Origin of the sequence: Rhodococcus sp. ARC_M12, from assembly GCF_022810385.1 — a bacterium.
Lineage (GTDB): Bacteria > Actinomycetota > Actinomycetes > Mycobacteriales > Mycobacteriaceae > Rhodococcoides > Rhodococcoides navarretei.
The window spans coordinates 20,135-40,757 of sequence record NZ_JALGQI010000019.1 but is presented as its reverse complement, the minus strand read 5'-3'; the positions used below and the strand labels follow the sequence as shown (position 1 = coordinate 40,757).

The window sequence follows — 20,623 nt, the reverse complement described above, 5'->3', positions numbered from 1 at the left end:
AATCGTTTGTTCCGGACATGAAAATTGGCATCATCGGAAGTGGATTCATCGGCGGGACGCTCGTGCGTCGTTTGACGGCGCTCGGTCACGAGGTTCGGTTCTCCAACTCGCGTGATCCGGAGACTCTCGCGGACCTGGCGGCAGAAACTGGAGCGACCGCGGTGTGGGCCGCGGATGCCGCGGAGGATGCCGACCTCGTGATTCTGAGTATCCCGCAGAAGAACGTTCCGGATCTCGCTCCAGGAATCACCAGTGCTCGCAAGGCCGGAGCGCCGATCATCGAGACGAACAACTACTACCCGCAGCAGCGCGACGGGCTGATCGAGGAGATCGAAGGCGGAACACCCGAAAGCGTCTGGGTGGCCCAACAACTCGGTGAGCCGGTGATCAAGGCGTTCAACGGAATCTACTGGAAGCACCTGCTGAAGAAGGGTGTGCCGGCCGAGACCGACGGTCGCATCGCGCTTCCGATCGCAGGCAACGACGCAGATTCGAAGAAGTTCGTGTTCTCGGTGATCGACGAACTGGGCTTCGACCCGGTCGACGCCGGCACACTCGAAGAGTCCTGGCGACAGCAGCCGGGAACACCCTCGTACGGCAAAGATTTCGGAGTCGACGCCCTCGTCGAGGCGCTGGGGCAGGCCACCGAAGAACGCAGTGCGGAGTGGAAGGCCTGAGCCGCGGTTCTCGGTCTACCTGACGCGGCAGCTACCTGACGCGACCCTCGCGGAGTGTGCGCTCCGCGAGGTCGCGAAGCGGTCCGGTCAGATTCGAATCCCCGACTCGGCACGAGTGCCCGCCCACCGACACGCTCCAGACGAAGGTGTCGCGGGCGTGGGACTCGGCCGCGTCGGTGGCCTGCTGATCGGCGATGTACGGCTGTGCGGCCTCGACCAACGACTGCCATTCCGGCTCGTCGGTCTCGACCACTCCACGCTTGGACATCCCGGCGACGCCGCCGGTTCGCAGTACCTCGATGCGCAGGCTCATCTGCCCTCGATCACACCCGATCGTCGCTCGGTCTCCGTGTTGTCTTCACTCCCACGGTAGACCAGCCCGTGGCCACGGCCTCGGAAACGTCGGAGCCGGCTCCGAATCGCTTGTTCGCCGCCGCGATCGTTGCGGCGGAGAAGCCGGCGAAATCGACTGTCGGCGACAGTCCGCCGACGGTCATCGTGTCGAACCAGACCTGCCCGACGCGATCCCAGGCAGGACCACCGAGCGTGGTGGCGGCAACGGCGAACGCGCGGTTGGGGATACCCGAATTGATGTGCACCCCGCCGTCGTCCTCGGTGGTGACGACGAAATCGGCCATGCTGGCGGGCTGCGGATCCTTGCCCAGTACGTCGTCGTCGTAGGCGGTGCCGGGCTCGAGGAGCGAGCGCAACGCCTTGCCCTGCACTGCGGGCAGGAACAGGCCTTCGCCGATGAGCCACGACGCGTCCTCGGCGTTCTGCTTCGCGGTGTACTGCTCGACGAGTGCGCCGAAGACGTCGGAGATCGACTCGTTCAGTGCGCCGGCCTGATCCTTGTACTCGAGCGGAGTGGTGTACTGCGTGAACCCGTGGGCCAGTTCGTGCGCGATGACGCCGAGTGAGACGGTGAAGCGAGCGAACACCTCGCCGTCACCGTCGCCGAACACCATGCGCGAGCCGTCCCAGAACGCGTTGTCGTAGTCCTGCCCGTAGTGCACCGTCGCGTCGAGGGGCAGGCCGCTGCCGTCGAGACTCGAGTAGCCGTAGACGTCGTCGAAGAACGCATAGGTGGCACCGAGGCCGTCGTACGCCTCGTCGGTGGCGGCATCTCCGGTGGGATCCTCGCCTTCGGCTCGTACCTGCTGGCCGGGTAGATCACGAGTGGACTTCGCGTCGGAGATGGTGCGTTCGAGGGTGCCGCCGGTGCGCGGAGCGATGGCGGTGCGCGCCTGGACGACTTCTCGTCCGGCCCGCATCTCGCGGTCGGCCAGCAGAGTCGCTCGGGCCCCAGCTCCTTGGAGCCGCTCGAGCAGAAACGGTGGAACGACACCATGGAAGTGGAGCCTGCGGAATGATCCGGAATTGGCAAGTGACGTCATACGCGGTGACCCCCTAGGTCCGTGGCATGTGCGGTGGTGCGTGGTTCCCAGTGTGCCCGAGGGGACCGACAACTCTCGTTCCGCGGCGCAGAGTTCACTCGCGCAGCGTCGACAGATCTACGCTGTCCACCTCGCTCGGGGGACGCAGTGCGGTGACGGTCGCCCAGTTCCGGGCCAGCAGGGAGGCGTCGGAATCGTCGTCCTCGGCCTGGATCTCGTCGAACCGGACGGTGACGAAATCCTCTCCGCGATCTCCTATTTCGGCCTGCACCGCGCCGTAGCGAGCCAGCGAAGCCGGAACGATCCCGGCGAAGTCCGCGAGGGGGACGTCGGGAATGTTGACGTTGACCACGGCATCGACGGTCAGGTGGGCAATCATCCATGTCACGGCCAGGTGTGCGACGTGTTCGGCGGTCTCCCAGTGCGACGGCCGACTGGCGATCGACGACAGCGCCATGGCGGGCACTCCGTGCGTCAGGGCCGTCAACGCCGCTCCTACCGTTCCCGAATGCAGTACGGCGGCACCGGCATTGGGGCCGTGATTGATACCCGAGAGCACGAGGTCCGGTGCGTCGCCGAAGGCCCCTCTCGTGGCGACGAACGCGATGAGGGCGGGCGAGGCCTGCACCGCATGAGCTGTCACGTCGGGGAGTCCCTCGATCTCGGTCAGCTCGATCCCGAGGTGGTCGTCGACGCCCATCCCCGTCAACGACGCGCTGGCACCGCTGCGTTCCTCGTGGGGAGCGGCCACCACGACGTCGAGGCCGGCGTCGAGTGCCACCCGTGCCAGCAGGGCGATGCCTGCGCTGTGCACGCCGTCGTCATTGGTGATCAGGGCCCTCATTTCTTGCCTGCCTTCTCGAACGGACGTACTTCGACCGAATCGGTGAGTCCGAGAACCAGGTCTTTTCGGCCGCTACCGAGGCCGCGGCGGGTCACGTTGGCGGTGCCCGCGCCTCCACCCAGGCGTAGTGATTCCTGCATGGACATTCCCTGGGCCAGGCCGGCGGCGATTCCGGCGCTCATCGAATCGCCTGCGCCGTGGTGGTCGACCATCTGCAGAGCCGGGGTGACGATTTCGAGCACGTCTCCGTCCACCAGTGCCAGCGCGGGATCTCCCGCACGTGAAATCACGACCACCTCGGCACCGTCGTCGTGCATCTTTCTCATCGAATCGATCAGGTGCTTCGGATCTTCGGACTCGGCTCCGCCGTCGGCGATGAGATCCTCGTGACTGACCTTGAGCACGGTGATGCCGCCGGCGAGAGCAGCCTGCATGGTCGGGCCCGACAGGTCGGCGACCACCGGGACGTTCAGCGCGCGAAGGTCTGCGCACAGCCGCTCGTACACCTCGGCGGGCACGATGTCGTCGGCATGCGGACCGCCGAGGATGGCGACGTCGCTGCGGGCACCGGTAGCGAGTGCCGCGCCGAACAGATCGTCGAGCGCGTGCCTGGCCAGCGGCGGCGGATCCACCGTGGCCAGTACCTCGCGCTCCCCGCTGCGGCGATCGTGCACGTAGGAACCACTTTCCTGGCCGATATCGACGGAGACGACGGAGATGCCCTCACTCTCGACGATGCCGCGCAACACGGCACCGATCTCGCCGCCGAACACACCGGCAAGCGTGACGTCGAGACCGAGCACCGATGCCATCCGCGCGATCCAGTGCCCCTGACCGCCTGCGTGCACATGCAGTTCGGTACTGCCGTTCGGAGCGGCGTCGAGGGTCACCGTCAGAAGCGGAGACGGTGCGAAAACGAGGGCGCTGGGTGTACGAGAGGAGGGAGGCACCGAGTGCGAATGCCCGATTTGTAAGGTCCGAAACGGACAGGGCGGGACAGGGCCGGTCGAGGATGTCTTCAGAATCGACGACGCAGGCGCATTCCGATGGGACGGCCGTCGGGGTCGACGAACAACCGGTAGGCGAGTGATGCGAGTCGCTGTTGCCAGACGGGCGGCACCGAGATCTCGTGTAGGCGAAGCCGTCCCACGGGACGTGGTCCGGAGGACGGGTTTCGGTGCCAGTTGTCGAGTGCGGTCACGCTGGCGGAGATCACGTCGAAGAACTGTTGCGGATCCACCAGGTCTGCGTCGTCACCGTCGGCCCGGCCGAGGTGTTCGCGAATGAGCTCCAAGCGCAGGTTGCGGGCATGGGTGCGGGCACCGTCGCCCAATCCTGCGGGGTCGAGAGGTTCCCGCGTGTCGTGGGCTTCGTCGATGATTGCTGCGGTCAATTCCGAATCATGGGTCCAGGAGCGGCGATTGAAGTTGTCCGATCCCACTGCGGTCCACACGTCGTCGATGATGCAGACCTTGGCATGCACGTATACCGGTACGCCACGGTCGTTTTCGATGTCGAGTACCAGTACGCGATCACCGCCGGCCGCGCGAATTACCTCGAGCGCAGCCGAGTGTCCCAGCAGCGCCGAGGGAATGGTGAGTGGGCTGTCGTCGTCCAGATGCTTGGGAACCACCACCACCAGCTTCAGGTTCGGCTTGCGCTTCAGTGCCGAAGCGAAAACCCGAGCGACGTCGACCGACCACAGGTACTGATCCTCGATGTAGATCAACTCGGTGGCGCGATTCAGGGCCTTGGCGTAGGCGCGGGCAGCGCTGCGCTCGCCCTTCGTGGCGAACGGGTAGGCGGGGCGTCGGCGGGGATAGGTGCGCAGCAACTGCACCGAGCACGTGCCCTGCGGCTCCGGGGCTGCAGCTGCCGGAGGGAGTTCCGACGGTTCGCGTGTCACTCCCCGTAGGAAGTCGGGGATGGCGTGCCACGGAAGGCGCGAGAGCGCAGCGGGATCTTCCCAGCGTTCGCGGAAGACGTCCTCCACGTCTCGCACCGCCGGGCCTTCGATCTGCACCTGCACGTCGTGCCAGGCTGGAATCTCGCCGTACTCGGGCGGGAAAGGACGTGAGACCGGATCACCGAAGTGATCGGCGTCGTCGCGTCGAGCACGGGCCAGGTCGATGCCACCGACGAACGCGACGTCGGGCAGATCTTTCCTGCCGTACCGCACGACGACGAACTTCTGGTGGTGGCTTCCGGTGACCAGCACGCGTTGGTCGAGAACGACCTCGCCGCCCGCCTCCTCCAGCCGCAGCGCGAGCTTGCGATTCTTCGGGCCGGTGAAACCAAGGGTCTCCATGTGGGAGCGCCACACCATGCCCTTGACGACGCCGCCGCGGTGCGCGACGGAGGTAAGGGCATCTTCGACGGTCACTCCGTCGTCGGTGAGCAGTTGCTCCGGGTCCCCGCGCCAGTCGGTGAAGAGCACCAGATCGTCACGCTCGGTCTGCTCCAGGGCTCGTGCAAGTGCAGCGAAGTAGGTTTTGCCGTGCACCAGATTCTCGACGCGGTTGCCCTCCGTCCACGCCGAAATTCGGGTGTCGTCGTTTCCCCGCTCGGGTGCGGTGAGGAACCACGGGTGCGCCGGGTCGAAATGGCGCTCGGGAGCAATCAGAGCGGAGGTGGACCGGCCGAATTTCTCGGCAACTCCATCGACGACGCGCCGGATGCGCTGCACTATCACGCACGCATCATTTCACCCGGTTTGAAGGCGCGAGTGGGCGGGCACCCCGGCGATATGACTCAGGTACCCAACGTCACGCTCAGAAACGGCAAGCAGATTCCCCAGCTCGGTTTCGGCGTCTTCCAAATCGACGCTGACGAGACCGCGAAGGCCGTCGAGACGGCGCTCGAGATCGGCTACCGACACATCGACACCGCGGAGATGTACGGCAACGAGAAGCAGGTCGGTGAGGGCATCCGCAACTCCGGCATCGACCGCGAATCGGTATTCGTCACCAGCAAGCTCAACAACGGTTTCCACCGGCCCGACGACGCGCGCTCGGCGTTCGACAAGACGCTCAGCGACCTCGGGACCGACTACGTCGATCTCTTCCTCATCCACTGGCCGCTGCCCACCCGCTACGACGGCGACTTCGTGTCCACGTGGAAGACGTTGGAGGAGTTCGCCGCCGACGGCCGCGCCCGCAACATCGGTGTCTCCAACTTTCAGCCCGCGCACCTCGATCGCCTCGCGGAGGAGACCGATACGGTCCCTGCGGTGAACCAGATCGAGGTACACCCGTACTTCGTCAACCACGACGTGTGGGCCTACGGCCGCGAACACGCCATTCCCACCGAGGCGTGGTCGCCGATCGCTCAGGGCAACGTCCTCGACGATCCCGAACTGCAGCGAATCGCCGACGCAGCAGGCAAATCCGTTGCGCAGGTGGTGCTTCGCTGGCACATTCAGCGGGGCAACATCATCTTCCCGAAGTCGGTGACGCCGGAGCGTGTCAAGGCGAACTTCGAGATCTTCGACTTCGAGCTCAGCTCGGCCGATGTCGATGCCATCACGGCACTGGACAAGGGGGAGCAGGGCCGTAACGGCCCGAACCCGGACACCTTCGACATGATTCCCGACTAGCGCGAAACCCTGTGGGCTCGAACGTGTTCATCACGTTCGAGCCCACAGTCGTGTCACGTGATCGTGAGCTCGGATCCTGTTGCCGCGGTGACCTGCTCGGTGGTCACGCCGGGTGCGAGTTCGGCCAGTGCGAGGGTGCCGTCGCCGACCACGTCGATGACGGCGAGGTTGGTGATGATGCGATTCACGACGCCTTGGCCGGTGAGCGGAAGCGTGCAGGCGTCGAGAATCTTGGGATTGCCGTCGCGGTCGGTGTGTTCCATGACGACGATGACGCGTCGGGCTCCGTGGACGAGGTCCATCGCGCCGCCCATGCCCTTGACCATCTTGCCGGGCACCATCCAGTTGGCGAGGTCGCCGGTGCGGGAGACCTGCATGCCGCCGAGCACCGCGGTGTCGATGTGTCCGCCTCGGATCATGCCGAAGCTCAGCGACGAGTCGAAGTATGCGGCACCGGGATTGACGGTGACAGTTTCTTTACCTGCGTTGATGAGGTTGGCGTCGACCTCGTCCTCGGTGGGGTAGGGCCCCGTGCCGAGGATGCCGTTCTCCGAGTGCAGAGTGACCTTGACGGCGTCGGTCAGATACCCCGGAATCAACGTGGGCAGTCCGATGCCTAGGTTGACGTATTCGCCGTCGATCATCTCTGCTGCGGCGCGTTCGGCCATCTGGTCGCGGGTCCATCCTGTGCTCATGCTCGATCTCCTGAGGTGACGGTGCGCTTTTCGATGCGCTTGTCCTGTGGCCCGGTGTGGACGATGCGTTGGACGAACACTCCGGGAAGATGTACGTGGGCTGGGTCCAGCTCGCCTGGCTCGACGAGGTTCTCGACCTGCGCGATGGTGATCTTGCCTGCCATTGCGGCGAGGGGGTTGAAGTTCATCGCGGTCTTGTCGAAGACGAGATTGCCTGCTGTGTCGCCAGTTTCGGCGTGTACCAGTGCGAAGTCGGCGTTGATCGACTCTTCGAGAACGTAGCGCTTGTCGCCGAACACCCGGGTCTCCTTGGGCGGTGACGCGATCGATACCGAGCCGTCGGGGTCGTAGCGCCACGGCATTCCGCCGTCGGCGATGGGGCTGCCGACCCCGGCGGGTGTGAAGAATGCGGGAACCCCGTTGCCGCCGGCGCGCAGTCGTTCGGCGAGTGTGCCTTGCGGGGTCAGCTCGACCTCGAGCTCGCCGGCGAGATACTGCCGGGCGAACTCCTTGTTCTCTCCGACGTACGAGGCGGTGACTCGGCGAATGCGTCCGGCGGCCAACAGAATTCCGAGGCCGTAGCCGTCGACGCCGCAGTTGTTGGAGAACACTTCGAGCTCGTCGGCGTCGGTGTTGGCGATGGCGTCGATGAGGGCGTCGGGGATGCCGCACAGCCCGAATCCGCCGACCGCGATGGTCGCTCCTCGGCCGATGTCCGCGACCGCCTCGGCGGCGGACGCATAGGTCTTTCCAGTCACTTGCAGCTCCTGATGTGTTCGGTGAGCAAACGTTGTACTCAGTGAACCTGAGCTGTGTATTTCGGTGAAGCAAATGCTGTGTTTTGCTCGTTCGATGAACGGTTGGGGATTTGGCGTCCAGTGAGTGGACGTAGAATGGCCGGGTGACGTCACTGGATGCCAACGCAAGTGTGATCGGCAAGATCTGCTCGTTGCTGCGCGCAGCGGGAAGCGAGGAGCCGTCGGGGGCCTCGACCACTGCACTTGCGAAGGCGGCCGGTATTGCTCGACCCACCGCACATCGCTTGTTGTCCACGCTTGCGGAACAGGGATTCGTGGATCGTGACGCCGGTACCGGTCGTTGGTCGCTGGGCCCGGAGATCTATCTGCTGGGATCGATGGCGGCACTGCGGTACGACATCACCGACCAAGCACGAAAGATAGTGCAGGCGTTGGCTACCGAGAGCGGCGAGAGTGCGTTTCTGTCGGCCCGGCGTGGGGCGGAGACGGTGTGCTTGCTTCGAGTGGAGGGAAGTTTCCCATTGCGCTCGCACGTTCTGTACGAGGGAATTCGGTTGCCGCTCGGAGTGGCGTCTGCAGGGTTGGCCATTCTTGCGCACCTACCGGATCGGGAGGTCGACGAGTATCTCGATGGCGTGAACCTGGTGCCGGAGTGGGGAGAGAGCCACGCCGCCGTCGAGATTCGCAGGCGGATAGCGCATACCCGCACCACAGGATTCGCCGTCAATCCGGCGCTGCTCGTGGAGGGCAGTTGGGGACTCGGTGCCGCCGTGTTCGATCGCGCCGACAAGCCGGCGTGGGCACTGAGCCTGACCGGAGTCGAGACGCGATTCCGCGACGATCGACGCCGGGAGTTGGGCAAGCTGCTGCTCGACGCGGCACATCGACTCACCGTGCAACTGGGAGAGCGTCCCGCTTAGCTGTCGAGCTCCGCCAGGATGTCCGCGGCGTCCTGGCTGCCTGCGGTGGCCAACCTCTGCAGCTCCACTCGATCGCCGCGTTCGCCGGCCAGTTCGACCAGGATGTCGACGGCATCGGTACTGCCTGCGTCGGCGAGGGAGCGCAGTTCGTCGAGGTCGTTTCGAGAGCCTGCGAGTTCGACCAACTGGTCGAGTGCATCCTGATTGCCTTCGTTTGCCTGGGCGCGCAACGCAGCCAGCTCGGCCGCTGTGGAATCGGGCTCGGTCATGAAGTGGAGTGTAGAACGATTCAGTGGATAGTGGCAGGTCAGCTACCTCGAATCTGCATTCTCCGTTTCTGTCGGTGGCTCGGGTTACTGTTCTTTCAGTTCGAACAGGCGTTCTTGTTTCGGCTCACCGGGGGGTGAAAATGATGGGTGCAGTACCGACTGTGTCGTTGGAGGCGTTGACCGCTGCCGCACGCGCAGAGAATCGTCACGCGTTCCGCAAGATCTCCGCCTGCTACAACGTCCATCGGAGCTGGATCACCCACGACACCAAGTACAAGCACTACAGCCGATACGGACGCACCGAAATGGCAACCGCGTTGGGTTGCTCCGCCACCGTCGCCGAATCGTATGTGTCCGTCGGCGTTGCCTTACATACCCGGCTTCCTCTGGTGAAGAAAGCATTCGAGGCCGGCGAGATCGACCTCCCGCGAGTGCGGACGGTGTGCCGGATCCTCGACAACCTCCCCGACGAGATCGTCAGGTTGGTCGAGGACGAGATCGTCGAAGCAGCGCAACGTAATTCGCCCGGTCCGTTGGAGAAGGAGATCTGGGACATAGTGCTGCGGGTCGCGCCGGAGGAAGCGGCAGCACTACGAGAGTTCGCGAAACGATTCCGCCATGTTTCCTACAGCCCGGCCGGTGAGTTGGCGCGGATTCGAGCGGAATTGACCGCACCCGAGGCGGCGGCGGCCTGGCAGCTGCTCGAGGAGATGGCCGACACGCTCTGCCCGAAAGACCCCCGAGGCAAACAAGATCGCCTGTGTGATGCGTTCATGGCGCGCATGCACGGCGAATCCCGGTTGGCATGCCTGTGCCAACGTGATGACTGCCCGAAAAAGGATGCGGCATTGCCGGATCGCCGGGTTCCGTTGACGATGGTTACCGTCGACATCGCCACCCTCATCGGACTGCTCGCCGACCCCGCGTATCTGGCCGGTCATGGTTCGATCGATCCTGATCTCGCCCGAGAGCTGGCCCGTAACAGTCAGTGGCAGATCCTGCTCACCGAAGCAGTCACCCTCGCCGAGAAGTTGGGCCTGGCTGTGCAGAACCCGGAAACCGGGGAATGGGAACGACGCTCGGACGGCGAGAGGGCAAGGGCTGCAACCGGACCAGAGACGGGAACATCAACGGAAGCCGACATTGATGCAGGCGTCAACGTCAACGCAGACGCAGACGCCAACGCCGGCGTCAACGCAGACGCAGGCGCAGACGTGGATTCGGCTGCTGATGCTGCTGAGGGAATGGGGTCGGCTACGGATTCGGGGGAGGAGACAGATTCCTCGACCGAACCGACCTCGGCCAGTTCACCTGCACCTGCATCGGGCAACACGTCGACACCGGCACCAGCTGCACCGGAAGCACCGTCAGATGAGGTCGACGAGACTGGCGATGCCGGGGCCGACCCGTCGGCAACTCCCCGCCCAGGTGCCGCCGATTCTGTCCGGAAGCACCCAGCAACACCCGCTACGGCACCAGCGACCGACCCGCTAGCGGAGGCAACGTCGACCACCGGCCCTGAGGCAGCTGCACGGCCCGAACCCGCGTCAGCTTCACGATCACCTGGGCAACAGGCATCGCCGGCACCTGGCATCGCGTCGAGCTGTTCGGAATCACGCCCGTCCACAACACCATTCGGGGCAGCATCATCCGCTCCGGCGTCAGCCGGAGGCCCAGCGCCAGAAACAGGCGCGGCTGCCGCTGCCGACAACCCATGCTCGCGTCGGCTGGGATCACTGACCTCTGCCGCAGCTCTGTTCTGCACCCACACCCCCGTCGGCCGGGGCACACGGCACAGCTCTGCCCTCGCCCTGCCCTCCGCAATCCGGCGCAACCAACCGACGATCCACACTGCAGGCCGCACACCTTCAGGTATCTATCTCGGCAACGCCTCCCTCGCCGCAGCCCTGGAAGCCGCGATCGCCGCCGAACCCACCCTCGGAAAGTCCGTCGCACGCGACCCGCTGACCGACCAAGCCCTGATCTACCGGCCCGACGCCCTCACCACCGCAGCAGTCCGGCTCCGCGACCGCCACTGCCGATTCCCCGGCTGCCACCGCCCCGCCGCACGCTGCCAACTCGACCACATCAATCCCTTCGACCACACCAACCCACTCGGCGGCGGCTGGACCACCGTCAACAACCTGCAATGCCTGTGCGAGTTCCACCACACCGTCAAAACCGCCGGCTACTGGACAGCCGTCATGCTCCCCGGCGGGGCGATCCTGTGGACCTCCGTCTCGAAGACCACCCGAATCACGCTGCCCGCCAATGGCACCGCAGTACCCATCCTCGGCAACGACCTGAGACCACACATCCCCACCAAACCCAGACGATCCGGCATCATCGCCTACCCCGACCCACCCGACAACGAACAACCCGAGACAGACGACACGGCAGCACCGCCGTTCTAGGCGATGCTGCCGTGAATCCCTGGGCTCGCTCCGTCAGACCAAGTGCTGAATGTGGTCGCGCGTGAATTCGATGCGCTCGTCCACGCGGCCGTCGCCCACCTTGTTCACCCAATCCGGGTCGGACAGCAGTGCACGTCCGACGGCCACCAGATCGAATTCGTTGTCCTCGAACTGACCGACCAGTGCGTCGAGCCCGGTGACGCCGGATGCGGCGTCCTCCGACCATGCCGACGTGAACACCGAATCGAGGCCGACAGATCCGACGGTGATCGTCGGGACACCGGTGAGCTTGCGGGTCCACCCGGCCAAGCCGAGCTTTCCGTCGTTGCCGTCCAGCTCGGGGAACGCCGGATCCCAGTGGCGTCGGGTCGAGGCGTGCAACACATCCACTCCGGCGTCGACCAGCGGCGTCAGGACGCGTCCGAGCTCTTCGGGGTTCTGTGCGATCCGAGCGTCGAAGTGATTGCTCTTCCACTGTGAGAATCGGTACACGATGGCGAAGTCCTCGCCGACGGCCGCACGAATCGCGGCAACGACCTGCGCGGGGAAGCGAGTCCGAGCTTCGAGAGAGCCGCCGAACTCGTCGTCGCGCACATTGGTTGTGGCCCAGAGAAATTCGTCGAGCAGATACCCGTGTGCGCCATGCAGTTCGAGGCCGTCGAAGCCGGTGTTCTTCGCGTTGACCGCGGCCTGCACCCACTGCGAGGTGAGTTCATCGAGGTCTGCTTCGGTGAACGCCCGACCCACCGAAGAGCCGTCGAGTGCGATACCGGACGGACTGACCGTGGTGACGTCCGGAAAGAGGCGAGGCTCGGTGCCGCGCTCGACGCCGAGGTGCCACAGCTGCGGGATGATCGCGCTGCCCTCGGCGTGCACGGCGTCGACGACACCTTTCCAGCCTTCGAGGCTGGCGTCACCGTAGATCCTCGGGACGCGGGTGTGGGGGCCCGCAGCGGGATCGGGGATGTAGGTGCCCTCGGTGATGATGAGGCCCGTGCCACCTGCCGCACGTTTGCGGTAGTACTCGGCCACGTCCGGGCCGGGTATGCCGTCGGGTGAGAAGGCACGCGTCATCGGGGCCATGGCGAAGCGATTGCGCAGCTTCAGCGACTTGACCTCGAACGGCTCGAAGAGCCCGGCGGTGGACAGATGCTCTGTTGTGGATGCAGTTTCGGTCACGCCTGCGCACAACCTGCCCGAACACCGGGCTATTCCCGGCACAGGGCTGTTAGCGTCGGAGCCTTATGAGCCCTTCTCCGCTGATCTCTGCCGCCGAATTGCACGACCTCTTCGAGATGGGACGTGGCCCAGTGGTCCTGGACATACGGTGGACCCTCCAGAACGGAAGCGACAGAGCAGGTTACGAGGCGGGGCACATCCCGACTGCGCAATTCGTCGACCTCGGCACGGAATTGGCGGCACCGGCGGATGACGGGAGTGGAGCCAGCAGGAACGACCCAGATGACCGTGGCCGGCATCCGCTACCCGACGAGGAGACCTTCGTCGCAGCGATGCGCGGCGCAGGGGTGAACGACGACTCGTCCGTGGTGGTCTACGACGCAGGCCCGGCGACAGCCGCGGCGCGGGCGTGGTGGTTGCTGCGCTACTTCGGCCATGCGGACGTGCGCGTGCTCGACGGTGGCCTCGCCGAGTGGGTCGCGGCCGGGTTCTCAACCGGTACTGAACCGTCGATCGTCGCGGCCGGATCGTTCACCGCCAAGCCGTCCCTCGCACGCGTTCTCGATGTCGACGACGTGCTCGAGTTCGCGCAGAACAACATCCTGCTCGATGCCCGGGCAGCCGAACGATTTCGCGGGGAAGTGGAGCCGGTGGATCCCGTGGCCGGTCACATCCCGGGCGCGGTCAATCGACCGACGACCGAGAACGTCGACGCGGACGGGCGGTTCCTGGCACCCGAGGTACTCAATGGCACATTTGGTGGACTTGTGCCGGAGGGAAAGGACGTCGCCGTCTACTGCGGATCCGGGGTGACTGCCGCTCATCAGATTCTCGCGCTCGAGTTGGTGGGCATCGATGCTGCGCTGTATCCGGGCTCGTGGTCGGGGTGGATCACCGATCCGACGCGTCCCCGGGCATAGAGAACACCCTTTGACCAGTGTGTTCATGCAACCAGGGTTGAACTTGAATCTGACTTCAACTATACCTGGGGCATGAAGGTTGCAGGCAAAGTCGCCATCGTCACCGGCGGTGGTGGCGGAATCGGCGGTGCCATCGCCGCTCGACTCTCCGAGCACGGCGCGCGCGTCGTCGTCTCCGACGTCGACGAGACCACCGCCCGATCCGTGGCCGACGCCATCGAACGAGACCGGCCTGGAACGGCCGTCGCTGCGGCAGCGGACGCGTCGAACACCGACGACATCCGACGGCTGATCAGTCTGGCCGAGGATTCGTTCGGACCCGTCGACCTCTACTTCGCCAACGCGGGCATCAGCGGCGCACCCGGACTCGACGCCGCAGAGCAGGACTGGGACCTCTCGTTCGACATCAATGTGCGCGCCCACATCCGCGCAGCGCAACTGTTGGTGCCGGGTTGGCTCGAGCGCGGTGAGGGCTACTTCGTCAGCACTGCGTCTGCGGCCGGTCTGCTCACTCAGATTGGTTCGGCGACGTACGCGACGACCAAACACGCGGCAGTCGGATTCGCCGAGTGGCTCAACGTCACCTACGGCAATCGGGGTATTCGCGTCAGCTGCCTGTGCCCGATGGGCGTCAACACCAAACTGCTCTACGAGGGACGCGAATCCGGAGATGCGTTGGGAGCGGCAGCAACTGCGGCAGTGCTGAGCGCCGGGGCCGTACTCGAACCGCTCGATGTCGCCGATGTCGTGCTCGACGCCATGGACCGCGAGCAGTTCCTCATCCTGCCGCACGAGAACGTACTGGACATGTACCGCAACAAGGGTGCCGACTACGACCGGTGGTTGCGCGGCATGCGTCGCTACCAGGACAGCTTGCTCGACAACAACCGATAGGGGCCCACTGTGGCATTTTTCGAGACCTCCGACCGTGCGAAGAAGTACGAGTCGGATCTGTTGGAGTTCATGGACTCTCACGTCTATCCGGCCGAGGCGGTGTACGAGCAACAGATGCTCGAAGCCGGAGACCCGCACTTCCATCCGCCGATCCTCGAGGACCTGAAGAAGGAAGCCCGGTCGCGGGGTCTGTGGAATCTGTTCCACCCGCATCCGGAGTGGGGTCCAGGTCTGACCAACCTCGAATACGCGCCGCTCGCCGAGATCATGGGCCGCAGCCTGCTCGCTCCGGAGGCATGCAACTGCAACGCACCGGACACCGGCAACATGGAGGTGTTCACCCTCTTCGGCACCGACGAGCACAAAGAGAAGTACTTGAAGCCGTTGCTGGACGGCACCATTCGCTCGGCATTCGCGATGACCGAACCCGACGTGGCCAGCTCCGACGCCACGAACATCGCGATGAAGATGGACCGCGACGGTGACGACTTCATCCTCAACGGACGCAAGTGGTGGACGTCCAATGCGATGCACAAGAACTGCAAGGTGCTCATCGTCATGGGCAAGACCGATCCCGAGGCGGCCACGCACCGTCAGCAATCGATGCTGGTGGTGCCCATCGACGCGCCCGGGGTCACCGTTCTGCGCAACCTGCCGGTTTTCGGCTACATCGATCGCGAGGGCCACGCCGAGGTGCTCTTCGAGGATGTTCGAGTGCCCGCGAAGGACGTGCTGAAGGGACCGGGTGAGGGCTTCGCCATCAGCCAGGCTCGCTTGGGGCCCGGCCGTATCCATCACGCTATGCGCACCATCGGTGTGGCCGAACGTGCGCTCGAATTGCTGTGTCGCCGTGCGGCATCGCGAGTGACGTTCGGCAAGCCGGTGGCGATGCGCTCGAACATTCAGGACTGGATCGCCGAGGCGCGCATCGAGATCGAGAAGACGCGACTGCTCACGTTCAAAGCTGCATACCTGATGGACACCGTCGGGAACAAGGAAGCGCGCACCGAGATCGCAGCCATCAAGGTTGCGGCACCGGAGATGGCGCTGAAGATCATCGACCGTGCCATCCAGGTCCACGGCGGCGGCGGAGTGTCCAACGACTTCCCGCTCGCGATGATGTATGCCCACATCCGCACCCTGCGTCTGGCCGACGGTCCCGACGAGGTGCACAAGATGTCGATCGCGAAAATGGAGCTGAAGAAGTACCTCTGAACGTTGGTCAGAGACCCGGCTGCCACGCCGGGTCTCGGCCGATGAAGGCCATCAACTTGTCCTGTGGGGAAGCGTCGTCGGCGACGGGGACCGCGGGGCCGTACTGCCCGCTGTCTCGCAGCATCTGTTCCATCGGTTGCATGGCCTCGAGTGCAGCAGCGCAGCGTTCCTGACCCAGATCTGGCTCTCGGCCAAGGGCTTTCGCCAGGTCCCAGGAGTGCATCCAGACGTCTGCGGTGTAGAACATGTCGATTGCCTTGTCCACCGGCATGTCTCCCGTGTGCGGATTACTCAACACGCGGCCGGCTGGGTCGTCGAGAACCGACTGGATGTCGGCGACGTGCTGTGTCCAGGCTGCGGCTGGGTCGGCCTCGATGTCGAGGGTCTCGAACTCGATTCCTGCGCCGCCTGCAAGAAAGCCGCGAGACCATTCGATCAGGTGCTTCACGACATCGACTGCGGCCCAGCCCGATACCGGGCTCGGGCGGGACCAGTCCTCGGGCGATGCGGACCCGACCAATGCGGAGAACCTTGCCGCGTCCTGTGCGTGCTGCTGGGCCGGACCGGTGTGCTGCTGGAGGAGTTCGTCGAGCTTGTCGTAGCCCTCCTTCACACCGACGTCCATGCCACTCGACAGCATGCCGTCGCGAGAAGCGAAGTCCGAGAATGCACTCGTCACTCTCAGCCGCGTACCGCCGTCGCCTCGACGCTCGAAAGTGAGCGTCTCGAGCGCAACCGAATCCGGTGCACCCTCCCAGGTGAAGGTCCACACGATCCGCTCGTTCGGCCGCACTTCGTGAAAGCTGCCGAAGAAGGCCGCGATCTCCTCACCGTCCCGGTCGTTGGCGAACGCCCAGGCACCTCCGGTGTGTCCCTCCCACTTGATGATTCGCGTGGTCAACGATCTGGGGCCCACCCACTGTCGGTACAGTTCGGGGTCGATGTGAGCGCGAAACACCCGCTCCGGCGTCGCGTCGAACTCTCGGACGATCTCGATCGTGGGTACTTTCTCGTCCGCAACGATCTCGGTTTCGGGTGTAGTCATGACACTTCCTTCGTCTCGGTGCTCTTGTCCTCTGCGATGCCGTCCAGCAAGGCGTCGAGGCGTCGATATCGCTGCTCGGCTTCCTGGCGATAGCGCTCGATCCATTTCGCCATCAGGCCGAACACCTCGGCATCGAGATGCACCGGCCGACGCTGCGCGTCCCTGCTACGCGTGACCAATCCGGCGTCCTCGAGCACTTTCACGTGCTTGGACACCGCTTGCAGGCTCATCTCGTACGGCTCGGCCAATTCGCTGACGTTCGCGTCACCGCCGGCGAGCCGGGCGACGATGTCACGTCGAGTGGGATCGGCCAGCGCCGCAAACGTTCTGTTGAGCTGCTCTGTTCGATCGTTCATGAGGTTCCTCGCTGTGTGTTGTTGCCGAGAATAGGCCGCTCACCGACCGTAGTCAACCACTTGGTTGAGTACGCCGATCGACTACCCTCGACCCATGAACGTCGTCGATGACATGGTGCGGGACGTGCTCTCCCGGGATCCGGGGCATCCGCTACGGGTGGCGATCGACGGAGTGACGGCTGCGGGAAAGTCCACCTGCGCGCGATGGCTGGTGGCTGCCGTTGCGGCGCACGGGCGCCCAGCCGTGCATGTGACGATGGACGGCTTTCATCACCGTCGCGTCCACCGGTATCGGCAGGGGCGAGCGTCGGCTCTCGGCTACTACCGGGATGCATACGACTTCGACGCGCTACGTGAACACGTCCTGATTCCGTTGGGACCGAACGGAAGCGGTGCGATTCGGCGTCGGATCATCGATCTGGCGACAGATGAGGCGGTCGATGATCCGCTCGAACCGGTGTCGGCCGATGCGATCGTGGTGGTGGACGGAACGTTTCTGCATCGGCCGCCGCTGCCCGACTACTGGGACTACACGGTCTTCGTCGACACTCCCATGGACGTCGCACGGGCCCGCGGTATCGACAGGGATGCGGAGGCGCTCGGTGGCCCGGAGGCGGCAGGTCGGGCCTTCGATCAGCGCTATCACGAGGCATGCCGGATCTATCTGGACGAGGTGGATCCGCGCGCTCGGGCAACGCGAGTGCTGCCGGTCGACTGGATTGCTATCGAATGACCATCGTCCGTGCAGTCGGATGTACGGCAGCATCAGCGACGACGTCCCGCACACGACGGTGCGGTCGAGTGCCATCCAGCGCACTCGACCGCATTACTGCCGCAGCGTGTTTCAGAAATGAATCACCCCGCGCATGTTCTTGCCGTCACGGAGGTCCTGGTAGCCCTCGTTGACCTGTTCGAGGGAGTAGGTCGAGGTGATCAGCTCGTCGAGCTTGAGTTGCCCGGCGTCGTACAGGCGTAGCAAGCGCACGATGTCGTACTGCGGGTTCGCCGACCCGAAGAGCGTGCCCTTGATCGTTTTCTGATTCAACGTCAGATCCGTGCCGGACACGTGCACCGTCAGCTTCTCGGGATCTGCAAGACCGGTGATGACGACGGTGCCGCCCTTACCGATTGCCGCGGTCGCGGCCTGCACGACCTCCTCGTCGACGGTTCCGACCAGAATCAGAGCCTGGTCCGCTCCCTGGCCCCACGTGAGTTCGGTCAACTTCTCCTGGGCCGACGCGGCATCCGCGAACGCGTGAGTCGCACCGAACTTCAGTGCCTGGTTGCGCTTGAACTCGAGTGGATCCACGACGAGTACATGCTTCGCACCCGAATGTACTGCTCCCTGAACGGCATTGATGCCGAGGCCGCCGATGCCGTAGATGATCACCGAGTCACCTGCGCGTACACCGCCCGCGTACACGGCGGTGCCCCAGCCGGACGGAACGCCGCAGCCCACGAGAACTGCTGTCTCCAAGGGCAACCAGTCGTCGATCTTGACGACGGAATGCTGGGAGATGGTGGCGCGCTCGGAGAAGGTACCGAGCATGCACATCGCTCCGAATTCGGTGCCCTTGCTGTCGCGGCGACGGAACGTGCCGTCGGGCATGCAGCCCTCGAGGATCGTTGCGCCCATGTCGCACAGGTTCTGTCGGCCCGTCGAGCAATAGCGGCAGGTGCCGCAGTTCGGGATGAAGGAACAGACGACATGATCGCCGGGCTTGACCTTGGTTACGCCGGGACCGACTTCCTCGATGATGCCGGAGCCCTCGTGGCCGCCGACGATGGGGAAGCGTGGTGGCAGGTCGCCGTCGAGCAGATGTAGATCCGAATGACACAGTCCTGCTGCGACATACTTGATCAGGACTTCACCGGGGCCGGGGCCGTCCATGTCGAGTTCGATGATCTCGAACGGCTTGTGCGGCTCGAACAGTACTGCTGCTTTGGTCTTCACAGAGATTCTCCTGAGTTCGATTCAGCGGTAGATGGATTTGACGTGTTGGAAATTGCCGATGGCGTCGGGCCCGAGCTCGCGCCCGATTCCGCTGTCCTTGACCCCGCCGAACGGGGACGAGGGATCCACCATGTAGTGGTTGATGCCGATGGTTCCGGTGTGAATTCGTTTGGCCACGTCGAAACCTCGCTCGCCGTCGGCGGTCCAGACGGATCCGCCGAGCCCGAAATCGGAGTCGTTGGCAATGCTGATCGCCTCGGCTTCGTCGCCGTACGGGATGATCGACAGGACGGGCCCGAAGATCTCTTCCTGCGCGATGGTGTGGTTGTTGTCGACGTCGGCGAAGATCGTCGGTTGAACGAACCAGCCGCGATCGAGGTCTGCGGGTCTACCGCCGCCGGTGACGAGCCGAGCGCCGTCGCCGCTGCCTTTCGCGATGTAGCCCTCGACGCGATCGCGCTGCCGCTCGCTGGCCATCGGGCCGATCTGGGTGGCCGGGTCGAGCGCGTCGCCGACGGCCAGTGAATTCGCGAACGCTTCCATCATGCCGACCACCTCGTCGTAGCGGGAGCGCGGCGCGAGGACGCGGGTACCGAGGAAGCATGTCTGACCGTTGTTGAGAAACGTTGCACCGAACAGGTTCTCGCCGATCTCGGCGAGATCGAGATTCGCGTCGTCGAGGATGATCGACGCCGACTTGCCGCCCAGTTCGAGAGTCACCGGGCGCAACAGGCGGCCACATGTTTCGGCGATGGACCGCCCGGCTGCGGTGGAGCCGGTGAACGCGACCTTGTCGATGCCTCGATGCGAGACCAGATGGGCACCGATCTCACGGCCACCGGGAACGATGTTGATGACGCCGGGCGGCAACCCAGCGGCAATGATGGCCTCCGCCAACACAACCGAGTCGAGCACCGTCTCGGGAGACGGCTTGAGGACGACGGTGCAGCCGGCTGCGAGGGCCGGTGCGTACTTGAACGCGGCCAGAGTCTGCGGGAAATTCCACGGTGCGATGGCACCGACGACGCCGATCGGCTCGCGTCGAACCGTCGTCGTCCCGCCCATCAGGTGGGGGTGAGATTCTTCGAACTGCGCGGTTCGCGTGAGGCCCGAGAAGTACCGCATCACGGCGACTGGGAAGCCGCCTTCGAGTTGCTCCGCAATGGAGATCGGCATGCCGTTCTGCGCCGCCACGAGTCGGGCGAGTTGGTCGCCTCGCTTCTCGTACTCGTCGGCGAGTCGATCCATCGCGTCGGCGCGCTTCGAGGGCTCCCACCGGCTCCAACCGCTGGGGTCCTCGAATGCGCGGCGGGCAGCGGCCACCGCCGCATCGACGTCGGCTTCCTGTGCCTCGGGTACCGATCCGATGCGTTCTTCGCTACTTGCCGAACGGACTTCGATGCGGGCGGACGAGCTGGGTTCCACCCACTCGCCGCCGATGAAGAGCGACTGTGCGTCGAGCTGCTCTCGTGTTGTCGTGTGTGCATCCAT

At 64.7% G+C, this 20,623-nt stretch carries 21 protein-coding genes; 8 read left to right on the top strand and 13 right to left on the bottom strand.

The window, feature by feature from the left end; genetic code table 11:
- Positions 1–17 precede the first annotated feature (17 nt).
- Entirely contained in the window at positions 18–677 is a 660-nt protein-coding gene (locus MTX35_RS21770; RefSeq protein ID WP_243596973.1) for an NADPH-dependent F420 reductase, read from the top strand.
- Between the two features lie 31 nt (positions 678–708).
- On the opposite strand, the gene MTX35_RS21765 is transcribed toward MTX35_RS21770, so the two are convergent.
- The 5 genes from MTX35_RS21765 to MTX35_RS21745 all read right to left on the bottom strand — a co-directional run bounded on the left by MTX35_RS21765 (position 709) and on the right by MTX35_RS21745 (position 5,610).
- Positions 709–990 carry a protealysin inhibitor emfourin gene (locus MTX35_RS21765; protein ID WP_243596972.1) on the bottom strand — a complete coding sequence of 94 codons (282 nt, stop codon included), beginning with the start codon at positions 988–990 and terminating at the stop codon, positions 709–711.
- Between the two features lie 10 nt (positions 991–1,000).
- The gene (locus MTX35_RS21760) at positions 1,001–2,074 is read right to left on the bottom strand and encodes a M4 family metallopeptidase (protein WP_243596971.1); all 1,074 of its coding nucleotides are present in this window, start codon (positions 2,072–2,074) and stop codon (positions 1,001–1,003) included.
- A gap of 94 nt (positions 2,075–2,168) precedes the next feature.
- Positions 2,169–2,918 carry a 5'/3'-nucleotidase SurE gene (surE, locus tag MTX35_RS21755; protein ID WP_243596970.1) on the bottom strand — a complete coding sequence of 250 codons (750 nt, stop codon included), beginning with the start codon at positions 2,916–2,918 and terminating at the stop codon, positions 2,169–2,171.
- The gene (locus MTX35_RS21750) at positions 2,915–3,808 is read right to left on the bottom strand and encodes a PfkB family carbohydrate kinase (RefSeq protein ID WP_243596969.1); all 894 of its coding nucleotides are present in this window, start codon (positions 3,806–3,808) and stop codon (positions 2,915–2,917) included. Before MTX35_RS21750 ends, surE begins: the two co-directional genes overlap by 4 nt.
- Positions 3,809–3,936: 128 nt before the next feature.
- Positions 3,937–5,610, bottom strand: coding sequence for a phospholipase D-like domain-containing protein (locus tag MTX35_RS21745; RefSeq protein WP_243596968.1), 1,674 nt, complete (start codon positions 5,608–5,610; stop codon positions 3,937–3,939).
- Positions 5,611–5,664: 54 nt separating this feature from the next.
- Between MTX35_RS21745 and MTX35_RS21740 the strand changes: the two genes are divergently transcribed.
- Positions 5,665–6,513 (top strand): aldo/keto reductase, encoded by an 849-nt coding sequence (locus tag MTX35_RS21740; protein WP_243596967.1) that lies wholly within the window; start codon positions 5,665–5,667, stop codon positions 6,511–6,513.
- 53 nt (positions 6,514–6,566) lie between these two features.
- Here MTX35_RS21740 and MTX35_RS21735 read toward each other — a convergent pair whose 3' ends face one another.
- Together MTX35_RS21735 and MTX35_RS21730 are read right to left on the bottom strand one after the other, a co-directional pair.
- The gene (locus tag MTX35_RS21735) at positions 6,567–7,208 is read right to left on the bottom strand and encodes a 3-oxoacid CoA-transferase subunit B (protein ID WP_243596966.1); all 642 of its coding nucleotides are present in this window, start codon (positions 7,206–7,208) and stop codon (positions 6,567–6,569) included.
- Entirely contained in the window at positions 7,205–7,966 is a 762-nt protein-coding gene (locus MTX35_RS21730) for a CoA transferase subunit A (RefSeq protein ID WP_243596965.1), read from the bottom strand. The genes MTX35_RS21735 and MTX35_RS21730 overlap by 4 nt, the downstream gene beginning before the upstream one ends.
- Before the next feature lie 143 nt (positions 7,967–8,109).
- On the opposite strand from MTX35_RS21730, the gene MTX35_RS21725 reads away from it, so the two are divergent.
- The gene (locus MTX35_RS21725; RefSeq protein WP_243596964.1) at positions 8,110–8,886 is read left to right on the top strand and encodes an IclR family transcriptional regulator; all 777 of its coding nucleotides are present in this window, start codon (positions 8,110–8,112) and stop codon (positions 8,884–8,886) included.
- Here the strand turns inward: MTX35_RS21725 and MTX35_RS21720 are convergent.
- A complete protein-coding gene (locus tag MTX35_RS21720; RefSeq protein ID WP_243596963.1) occupies positions 8,883–9,155 on the bottom strand; it encodes a hypothetical protein in 273 nt (90 codons plus the stop codon). The genes MTX35_RS21725 and MTX35_RS21720 overlap by 4 nt on opposite strands.
- 143 nt (positions 9,156–9,298) lie before the next feature.
- On the opposite strand from MTX35_RS21720, the gene MTX35_RS21715 reads away from it, so the two are divergent.
- On the top strand, positions 9,299–11,569 hold the full coding sequence (locus MTX35_RS21715; RefSeq protein WP_243596962.1) for a DUF222 domain-containing protein: 2,271 nt from the start codon (positions 9,299–9,301) through the stop codon (positions 11,567–11,569).
- Between the two features lie 33 nt (positions 11,570–11,602).
- On the opposite strand, the gene MTX35_RS21710 is transcribed toward MTX35_RS21715, so the two are convergent.
- The gene (locus MTX35_RS21710; RefSeq protein ID WP_308198159.1) at positions 11,603–12,748 is read right to left on the bottom strand and encodes an NADH:flavin oxidoreductase; all 1,146 of its coding nucleotides are present in this window, start codon (positions 12,746–12,748) and stop codon (positions 11,603–11,605) included.
- A 65-nt stretch (positions 12,749–12,813) separates the two neighbouring features.
- Here MTX35_RS21710 and MTX35_RS21705 point away from each other — a divergent pair, with 65 nt between their 5' ends.
- The 3 genes from MTX35_RS21705 (at position 12,814) to MTX35_RS21695 (ending at position 15,777) form a co-directional block, all read left to right on the top strand.
- The gene (locus MTX35_RS21705; RefSeq protein ID WP_243596961.1) at positions 12,814–13,668 is read left to right on the top strand and encodes a sulfurtransferase; all 855 of its coding nucleotides are present in this window, start codon (positions 12,814–12,816) and stop codon (positions 13,666–13,668) included.
- A 72-nt stretch (positions 13,669–13,740) separates the two neighbouring features.
- Positions 13,741–14,562, top strand: coding sequence for an SDR family oxidoreductase (locus MTX35_RS21700; protein WP_243596960.1), 822 nt, complete (start codon positions 13,741–13,743; stop codon positions 14,560–14,562).
- A 69-nt stretch (positions 14,563–14,631) separates the two neighbouring features.
- On the top strand, positions 14,632–15,777 hold the full coding sequence (locus tag MTX35_RS21695; protein ID WP_374230343.1) for an acyl-CoA dehydrogenase family protein: 1,146 nt from the start codon (positions 14,632–14,634) through the stop codon (positions 15,775–15,777).
- A 7-nt stretch (positions 15,778–15,784) separates the two neighbouring features.
- On the opposite strand, the gene MTX35_RS26105 is transcribed toward MTX35_RS21695, so the two are convergent.
- Complete coding sequence (locus tag MTX35_RS26105; RefSeq protein WP_308198158.1) at positions 15,785–16,822, bottom strand: TIGR03086 family metal-binding protein; 1,038 nt, start codon at positions 16,820–16,822, stop codon at positions 15,785–15,787.
- Positions 16,819–17,178, bottom strand: a complete 360-nt coding sequence (locus MTX35_RS21680) for a helix-turn-helix transcriptional regulator (protein ID WP_243596958.1) — start codon at positions 17,176–17,178, stop codon at positions 16,819–16,821. The genes MTX35_RS26105 and MTX35_RS21680 overlap by 4 nt, the downstream gene beginning before the upstream one ends.
- 94 nt (positions 17,179–17,272) lie before the next feature.
- Here MTX35_RS21680 and MTX35_RS21675 point away from each other — a divergent pair, with 94 nt between their 5' ends.
- The gene (locus MTX35_RS21675; RefSeq protein ID WP_243596957.1) at positions 17,273–17,911 is read left to right on the top strand and encodes a hypothetical protein; all 639 of its coding nucleotides are present in this window, start codon (positions 17,273–17,275) and stop codon (positions 17,909–17,911) included.
- A gap of 111 nt (positions 17,912–18,022) precedes the next feature.
- On the opposite strand, the gene MTX35_RS21670 is transcribed toward MTX35_RS21675, so the two are convergent.
- Positions 18,023–19,132: an NDMA-dependent alcohol dehydrogenase gene (locus tag MTX35_RS21670; RefSeq protein ID WP_243596956.1), complete on the bottom strand. Its 1,110-nt coding sequence runs from the start codon at positions 19,130–19,132 to the stop codon at positions 18,023–18,025.
- A gap of 21 nt (positions 19,133–19,153) precedes the next feature.
- The gene (locus tag MTX35_RS21665; protein WP_243596955.1) at positions 19,154–20,623 is read right to left on the bottom strand and encodes an aldehyde dehydrogenase; all 1,470 of its coding nucleotides are present in this window, start codon (positions 20,621–20,623) and stop codon (positions 19,154–19,156) included.